This window comes from Microcoleus sp. T3_A4 (assembly GCF_036700465.1).
Classification (GTDB): Bacteria; Cyanobacteriota; Cyanobacteriia; order Cyanobacteriales; family Microcoleaceae; genus Microcoleus.
On sequence record NZ_JAUBOY010000097.1, the window covers coordinates 1 to 8,492 of the forward strand.

At 48.1% G+C, this 8,492-nt stretch carries 9 protein-coding genes; all 9 read left to right on the top strand.

Annotated features, from left to right (window positions below):
* The first annotated feature begins 571 nt into the window (after window positions 1–571).
* The 9 genes from QUA07_RS29220 to QUA07_RS29260 all read left to right on the top strand — a co-directional run bounded on the left by QUA07_RS29220 (window position 572) and on the right by QUA07_RS29260 (window position 8,074).
* Complete coding sequence (locus QUA07_RS29220) at window positions 572–3,958, top strand: plasmid replication protein, CyRepA1 family (RefSeq protein WP_333332574.1); 3,387 nt, start codon at window positions 572–574, stop codon at window positions 3,956–3,958.
* Window positions 3,959–3,998: 40 nt separating this feature from the next.
* A complete protein-coding gene (locus tag QUA07_RS29225; protein WP_333332577.1) occupies window positions 3,999–4,646 on the top strand; it encodes a tyrosine-type recombinase/integrase in 648 nt (215 codons plus the stop codon).
* Window positions 4,647–4,788: 142 nt separating this feature from the next.
* Window positions 4,789–5,691 (top strand): hypothetical protein, encoded by a 903-nt coding sequence (locus tag QUA07_RS29230; RefSeq protein ID WP_333332579.1) that lies wholly within the window; start codon window positions 4,789–4,791, stop codon window positions 5,689–5,691.
* 23 nt (window positions 5,692–5,714) lie between these two features.
* The gene (locus QUA07_RS29235) at window positions 5,715–5,927 is read left to right on the top strand and encodes a hypothetical protein (protein ID WP_333332581.1); all 213 of its coding nucleotides are present in this window, start codon (window positions 5,715–5,717) and stop codon (window positions 5,925–5,927) included.
* A gap of 223 nt (window positions 5,928–6,150) precedes the next feature.
* Window positions 6,151–6,441, top strand: a complete 291-nt coding sequence (locus QUA07_RS29240; RefSeq protein WP_333332584.1) for a hypothetical protein — start codon at window positions 6,151–6,153, stop codon at window positions 6,439–6,441.
* Complete coding sequence (locus QUA07_RS29245) at window positions 6,429–6,800, top strand: hypothetical protein (RefSeq protein WP_333332586.1); 372 nt, start codon at window positions 6,429–6,431, stop codon at window positions 6,798–6,800. Before QUA07_RS29240 ends, QUA07_RS29245 begins: the two co-directional genes overlap by 13 nt.
* 1 nt (window position 6,801) lies before the next feature.
* The gene (locus QUA07_RS29250) at window positions 6,802–7,287 is read left to right on the top strand and encodes a hypothetical protein (protein ID WP_333332588.1); all 486 of its coding nucleotides are present in this window, start codon (window positions 6,802–6,804) and stop codon (window positions 7,285–7,287) included.
* Complete coding sequence (locus QUA07_RS29255) at window positions 7,284–7,553, top strand: hypothetical protein (protein WP_333332590.1); 270 nt, start codon at window positions 7,284–7,286, stop codon at window positions 7,551–7,553. The genes QUA07_RS29250 and QUA07_RS29255 overlap by 4 nt, the downstream gene beginning before the upstream one ends.
* Complete coding sequence (locus tag QUA07_RS29260; RefSeq protein ID WP_333332593.1) at window positions 7,541–8,074, top strand: hypothetical protein; 534 nt, start codon at window positions 7,541–7,543, stop codon at window positions 8,072–8,074. Before QUA07_RS29255 ends, QUA07_RS29260 begins: the two co-directional genes overlap by 13 nt.
* Window positions 8,075–8,492: the final 418 nt, after the last annotated feature.

Genomic DNA, 8,492 nt, shown 5'->3' on the forward strand with positions numbered 1-8,492 from the left:
GGGGGACGAAAACAAAAACGACTTTGTAAGCAGGTATAAAGCAATTTGTCAAATTTGTTAACAAAAAAGTCAATTTGGCTAGTCAAACTGACTAGCAGATTTTGCTAGCAGAAGTTGCCTAGATGTCCGCTACACGTCAATGTGTGTACGTCCATATATGGACTTACAAAATGTCAATCAATAGGTCAAACAATTGACCTATACCAATAAGTTGGTATAGTGCAACATACTGCACTATCTGGAATCTAGTCAATTCCGCTGCCTCCGCATTGTCAATTTATTGACTATTTTGAGCGAACACCAGTGTGCGTTTTTCCGCCTTCCTAAAAATAGAATACGCTGTTGGAGAGGTTTCGCGATATAGTGGATCTCAATTGGTGTTAGCCAAATGCAAAAAAAAAACTGCTACCACCCGAAAGTAGCAACAGACCCCAACTCCCCGCCAAGGGAGCGTTCCAATAATCATTATTAAGTCCAGTTTACCGTAAGCACGTTTAAAGTACGTCTAAAATTTTCAGGGGTCAGTTTAACTTTCGGGTGAGAGCGATTCAGAATAAGAATCATTCTCACTATGATATCAGAAAAGTTCGATATTCGGAACCATCTAGAAAGACTTGAGCCAGCAAAGGCTAAGAATTTTTACACTTGCCCAGTCTGCGAGGGACATCGGCTAGGTGTAGACCCCAAAACTGGTAAATTTCAATGCTGGAGCGGTGGCTGTAGCACTGCTGACATCCGCGAAGCTATTCGGCCGCTGTCGGAATTCTTGGCAGAAGTCAAAGGCGATCGCCCTGCACGGCAAGCAAGAAAACCGAAAGCTCAAAAGAAAGAATACCCGCCCGCACCAATTCCGATCGGTGCAAAACTTCTTAGACTACCAGCACCCGGAAAACTACCACGCGCTGAACGGCCAAGATATTTCCCGCAAGGTGTGCCAAGTAATGCTGCACAAATTACCTACCGCTACAGCAACACTCAAGAAGTTAAGCGGTTTGAATGGCCAGAGCCGACCCACCCGAAGGGACGCGACAAAACTTATAGACAAGTTCACACCGACTTCAACGGCAAACAAATCTGGAAAAAAGGTGACGCTCGCTGGCCGGCTTACCAAATTAATGAAGTTGTCGAGCTCCTAAAAAACATCCCAGACGGGGAACCCGTCGTAGTCTTAACACTTGAGGGAGAACCCAACGTAGAACTTGGACGGCTGCACAGTATCGCAGCTTTGACTGTACAAGGAAGCGCTTGGAGCCATCCAGAAATCCAGATAATGCTGGAGACGCTGCGAGCGACGGGTAAAAATGTCTCGATCGCAATGTTGCGCGATAACGACGCGGCGGGCATCAAGAAAGGTCAAGAAGTTTGGCTCGTTGCGCGTCACATTCAATTTCCTTGCATAGTTATAGATCCGCGCAAAATTTACCCCGATATCCCGGAAGCCGGCGACATCAAGGAAATTTTAGAGGCGATCGGTGCTGATGAATTTCTGAACCGGGTAAATGCAGAGATTGCAGCACAGGCACAGAACCCGGAACCATTACCCGCACTAGAGAAAGCACTACCGTTTGAGCCAGACACAAAATACACGCAGCTTTTACGGCGATGGAAGAAGCGCCGCCAATACACTCCGACTGTGCGGTGCAATCTTGAATTCGTGAAATTGCCGGAACCCGGCCCGAACACAATTACAGCCATCAAAGCAGGACTCGGACGCGGTAAAACTCAGTGGCTAGCGTGGCTGACTGCTGTCTGCACTTTAGGCAAGTTTTTCTTGCTGGGACACCGTAACGCTCTGCTCCGGGGAACTTCTGAGCGCTGCAATTTCTACCATATTCAATTTGATGAAGGCTGGAAAATGCTTTCAGACCCCGACGGCCGCATTGCTTCTTGCGTAGACTCGCTGCTGAGGTTTCTAGATGACAGCGCTGACTACAATTGCACAATTATTTTGGATGAAGTCGAGAGCGTTGTCCGCCACATTCTCACTAGCCGCACAATTTCCGCATCCGATCGCATAGCAATTCTTGAGAAATTTACACGGCTCCTAAGTTCCGCTAGCCGCATAATCTTACTTGACGGCCACCTCACCGATGCCACGGTAGCTTATATCGCATCGCTCGCACCGGGTAAGGAAGTCACAAAATACGAAAACACTTTCAAAGCCACCTTGCCTAAAGTAGAAATTTTCAAGGGTTCCGGTGCACCGCTGAAAGCTTCACAGATAGAAGCCTTTAAAAATTTAATCCTCAAAGCAGACCGGCCCGCAGTATTTTGTGATTCAAAAAATGATGGCATCGCACTCTGCCGACAATTAGAGGAAGTACACGGCGCGGGTACAGGACTGTTACTGACTGCCGACAACTCAACAGAGGACTTGCAGGCAGAATTTATCAAAAATCCCAGTGAGTCAATCAGTTCGCACAAATGGTCATTTATCGTAGCTACGCCACTGCTACAGGACGGCGTTGATATTTCAATCCCTGACTATTTCTCTGAGGTTTTCGGAATGTTTGGCGGCGTTGTGACGGTAAATTCTGTTTGCCAGATGGTACGACGGGTAAGGCATCCGATCGGAGGTATCAAAATACTTTGTGCAGCGCGTGGCCTTCCTCTGCGAGATGGAGGTGAACTTTATGCCGCTAGATTTCAGAAATTGATGGCTGATCGGATGGCCGCTGATATTTCAGAATTTGATGAGCGGCCACTAGAAGATATTCAAGCCGAAATTTATGAAGAAGCAAAGCGCTGTCTGCATGAGCGAGCTTGGATTGATTTAAAAATCTTGGAGAATATTGAACAGCCGTACTTTTATGATTTTGTCTGCGAACTGCTGAGAGAATCGGGCCATGAAGTTTTAGAGCTCGACATTGAAAGTGCAGAGACTCAAAAACACAAACAGGTTAAGGAGGAAGTAAAGGAAGAGTACGCGGAAGCGGTGGCAATGGCTGAAATTATCCCGATCGCTGAAGCTGAGAAAATTCTCAAGCGGCAAAACCACAAGAAAGTCACAGAAGCCGACATCCGCGCCGCTAACCGTGCAATTATTGCCGACCAACTACCAGGCATCGAAATTACTGGAGCCCTGGTGCTGAGACTTAAAAAAGATAACAAGCTTTTGCCAGCGATGCGGAACCTGTGGGAATTTCAAAACCCAGACAAGGCAAAGCAGTTACGCGGCTACAAATATGAAGAAGGCAAACTAAAAGTTTTCGGCTCCGACCACAGACTTAATCCGCAGATTCTCCGAGCACTCCAAAAACTCGACATCGGAAAATTCTTAGTAGAAGGCGATCGCACTTTCTGCAATGACTCACCGGAAGTTCTGGCAGTGGCTAAGTGGGGGGAAGGAAAGGAAGCGGCCACACTTGACCTGAAAATCAAAAATCAATCTAATATCCAATACCTGCAAAGCTTGCTCGCTCATCTTGGCGGGGTCAAACTTGTTAAAGCCCAAACCCAGAAAAAAGGACAGCAGCGCGAGTACCGCTACAGACCAGAGGGGGGAAGCTTGCCCGCAGACTTCAACGAACTTTACGCCGCCGTCTCATCAAAAATGCTCCAAAAATGGGAAGAAAAAGTTCAGAAAAAAGAGTCAGAAAAACGCTCATCAGTATCGGCTGGAACGGTTGACAGCACTAGCGTAGAACTGGTAGCACCCCTACCCGATATTCTCTATAACAATGCAGCGAGGGGTGCTACCGAAATTGAGGAAGATTTAGAGGCTACCATCTGTCAGACAGAGGTGGCTACCACTTCCCCCGAACTTCCGGCAGAACTTCCCGAACCGGAAGCGCCGATCGCAAATTGGACGGGCTGGGTAAATCGCTGGGGTAAATGGTGCGAGGCACGGGTACTTGGCTGGTGTGAAGCTGGAACTCAGTACAAGGTGCAATTCTTGCAGGCTAGCGGCGAGCTTGGTGAGATGCTGGTATTCCCTGAGAAATTCCATCCTGCTTAACTCTGATCGCAAAACTCGCAGCTAGAATCTAAAATCCAAAATGAAATCAGACAGACACGGGCAAGCGGCTATCTTGTCGCCGGCACAAATTGAATTGTTATTTACTGAGGGCTTGCAGTCCGATCGCGATCGAGCGCTGTTTGGAGTTTGCTTGTACACGGCGGCTCGGATTGCTGAGGCTTGCTCTCTCAAGACTGAGGACTGCTACACCACGACCGGGCAAGTGCGGGAAGAAATCAACATCAGGAAAGCGGCAACCAAAGGACAAGTAGCAACTCGCGGCATCCCAGTTAACCCAGAATTGCGATCGCTTTTAATTCTCTGGCAACCAAGCGCCGGCCCGACTTTTTTATTTCCTGGTCGGCACACTTCCCACAAACTCCGACATATCAGCAGTGACAGCGCCGCTGTAATTCTCAGGGAAGCTTGCAAGAAAGTCGGAATTGAGGGAGCATCTACCCACAGTTTCCGCCGCACTGCACTAACCCAGATGTCAAACTCTGGTATCCCACTGCGAGTTATCCAAGAAGTTAGCGGCCATCGCACTCTGTCAGAACTCCAAAAATATTTAGAGGTTTCTGACTCGCAGGTCAAAGGAGCGATCGCCTCATTGTCCCTACTTTCTTACGTCGGAAAACCTAAGTTTGACGAGCTAGAGCCTACATCCCCTACTGTGCCGTTATCATAGTATTTTGAGGGTGTAAATGGTGGCGTTATTGCTGTGAAGTAGGGGTTTATTGAGAATAAAGATATTCTCTGTAACTCTTGACAGTTACCTGTAAGTTACTTATATTGGTTACAGATACGGGTAGGTAACGAGTAGGTAACTTATGGCAATTCCATCGGTGATGCAAGGTTTGATAGAGACGGACGGTGGCAAGGTATTCGAGCTTGACTCCCCAAAGGGTGCGACGTGGCTAGAGTCTGTTGGCTCTTTCAGGTATGAACCCACAGGGGACGGCAAACCCTACACAGTCCGCAAGGAAACAGGCAAGGGCGGTGACTACTGGTACGGTTACAGAAAGATGGCAGGCAGGTTACATAAGAAATACATCGGCAAGTCCTCAGAGATAAGTACAGCAAAGCTTGAGGAGATTGCAGAGGCTCTAAATACTCCCCCACAACCACGGGTTACAGATAGGGTTACAGAGGTTACAGATACAATCAATCAATCGGTTACAGACAGAGTTACAGATGCGGTTACAGTTGAGGAATTCACTGCTTTAAAATCTCAAGTCCAATTGCTGCAAGAATCCTTAGAAGCTTTGAGGAGTGAACTGCCGGGAAAGTCCGACGCGGGTAATTTTGAAGAGTTACCCACAGTTACAGACAGCGAGTTACAGATTGAGTTGGGTAACTCAGAATACGATCATGCTCTCACCACACCAGAGGAAGCTCTGGCACAAGCCAAGATTTTCGGCTTCACTCCAGAGGAAGCGCTTGCCGATGCCCATTTTCAAATCGCGATGCTCACAGCTAACTATGATGAGCTAGAGGATAGGTTTGAAGCGAAAAAGCGTGAGCTTGCAGAATTGCGATTGCAACTTGAGACAGAACGCGCCGATCGGGAAGAAATTGAAGCAGAACTCTCCGACCTAAAACAAAAATCGGCCCCTGCCAAAAAATTGCCCGACACTTTCATTTTCCTGAATGAGCTTAAAGCGGCCTTCCCTAGGACTAAATTCGCTATCAGCGATGCTGAGAAGATTTTAGGGATACTTGAGAAGCTCTGACCTAGAAATTTTGGAGGGAAGCGATGATTAGATGCGAAAAATGCAACTCGCTCAACGTCAAACGGGGCGAAACATTCTTTATCCTTGAGCAACTAGAGGAAAAAACCCATTGCAGATGCAACGACTGCGGGGCAAGCTTTGAGAAGTACAGCGATATTACAGACCCTGAAGTGCGCCACGACCTACGGAACCAGTTAGAAATTCAACAGGAAGAACGCGGGGAGCGAGTGCGATGATTGAGAAGTCCTGAGACACATCTTGCAAGATTAGGAATCGTGCCCCGGTTAGCTTCGGGGCTTTCTTACAAAACTTTATACAGCCACCACTTGACAAAGTAGCCGGAAAACACGATCGTTAAGGAACTGAGGAAGATTGATGCGCGACTGCTAAGCACTTGGAACTGCTTAACAAGTCACGACTTCCCCAAACGTTCACAACAACGCTTGGAGCCTAATAATAATGCCACATTCAGCCGATTGCCTATGCGGGCGATCGCAATTATTTACGTTTTGCGCGGATACTCCCAAGCCTGAGTTTTGGTTCGGGGATGCCGTAACTTTTTGCTGGACTGATGAAAACACCGGAACCGAATATCTAGAACGCGGTGAGGTTTGCGGTGTTGCTTGGAACCAGCCGGAGAATTGCTGGGAATATATTGTCACTTGGCTGAGTTCAACTGCTTACCCCGCGAGTGACTATCCAATCTTTGATGGCAATTTTGTTACGGCGGGGGTTTTATGGAAACCTTAGCGCCGTTTAAATCCTCCCGAAGGATCGACGAACTCAAAGCAATTGCAGAATCTTGCAACCTGACAAAAGACCAAGCTAGACAGTTTGGAGACTTGCGAGCGACCGCAACTTGGGAAAAACTGCTTAGTTCGCACGGGTTGGAGTTCGATCGCAAACCTGAAATCACATCTATTGACGGCTCGACTGTTTCCAATGAAATTCCACACCAGATTAATTTGCTGGAATGGGTAGATTTTGGACAAGCCCTCGCCCTGGCTCTTGCGTCGGTTGGCTGTGCACTGCTGATTTTGGGGCAATTCCCCCGCATCAATCCGCTAAATCTTTTCCCTGTAAAAATCACAATTCAGGTAGGTAAATGACATGGGCATGATGACAAAACTATTTGGTGGCGAGGTTTCCGATGCCATCAGCAGTAAATCTGAGAAGTTAACCGCTCCGACCGATGCCAACGTAATCACCCCGCTAAATCCCGGCAACTTCACGAGCATCCGCACCACGCCCGTAGTGGATGCCCCTCGATACTTCGATAAAGAAGAGGCGGACGCAATGAAGGTGCTGGCGAAGGAAAAAACCGAGGGAGCTCGCCACGCCAAAAAAGCGTACAAATCGCTAGGGCAGATTGAGGAAGCGGACGCAAAGGTACATAAAGCGCACCGGGGCTATGAAAAAATCGTCGCCACCAATGAACTCACCAAAAAAAAGGCTGACGTGGGCTTGGCAAAGCATCTGCACGGCTTGCGCCCTGGTTATGCCCGATTAGGGGTGAAATTAGAGAACGCCGAAAACCGCGCCAGTGAACGGATTGAAGTTATCAAAGCCAAGCTACTGGGAGGGACAAAAGAATGATAAAGGCGATCGCACTTGGCAACAATTTTCTGCTGACTGCGATTGCCTCCAGCTTCCTATGCTGGTTGGCATCGCTGCATTTCTCACTTCTGCATTTTGTACAAGCACTGTTTGCTCTCAAGCTGGTTGTCAGCATCAGCGCTTGGATTTTGGATGATGCTTTGGTGGCCATCCTCAAAATCAACTTGATACAGCTTCGCTTTCGACTGATTGCCAGCACGATCGGCGCTTTGGTCGGGATGGGGGTGATGTTGTGTCGCTCTTGAAAGTGTCTGTTCTTTCTCTCTCGGGTCTTACCCTCTGGCTAGCTCCCCCGTTCATCTTTTCTCGCAAAATACCGCTGCACAACTTCATCCAAGGCGTTGCCCTGGTGTCTGGTTTTGCTTGCTGCTTTGAGGCGCGTCGCTCTGCCTTGAAGGTGGCAAAAGAGGAGGAATTTGAGGCGATGAAAGCGCGGGCGATCGACGCCGACGTGGCAGATGAACTCAGTACCTCGATCTATGTGGCTGAGCAGCAACGACGGAACGAGGCGGAACTTTTGTTAGCTACCGATGCCAACCGAGAACTGCTAGAACGCGCTCTAGCGATGAGTTCTGAGGAAGAAGAGCGGGAAAACGTTCAGCTAGCTGAGAACGCCGATAATGAGCTGCGAGAACGCATCTTGCAATTGCAGGCTCGCGGGTACGGCAAAGCAAAAATCATTCTTGAAATTTGGGGAGTGTCAAAAGGAGGCTCCCAAAAATACAAGGATGCTGAGGCTGAGTATAAGCGTCTGGTTGGTGAATAGTTGCAGCGCGTATGCAGATACTAGAACCCTATAGGGTTCTCTAGGATGCAAGAGTGTTGTTGATGTAGACTGCGTGCTGGAACGGTGTCACCCTTCCCTTTTTAACAAGAATCAGCAAATGCAACTAAAAATCACTCAACTACGTGGCGGAACGGTGTAACCCTTCCGCGCTTGGCAAGAATTAGCAAGTGCTAGCACAATCAGAGGTCAAAAATCAGTAGTGAGGAGTAGAGGCTACGACCTATAGGTCGGAATTCCAAGTAATGCCGAAAACACGGGGGAGGACACACCCTCCCCATTCTCCAAAATATAACCCTCAAACCCGCGCTACCCTCCCCAAAGGGGGACGAAAACAAAAACGACTTTGTAAGCAGGTATAAAGCAATTTGTCAAATTTGTTAACAAAAAAGTCAATTTG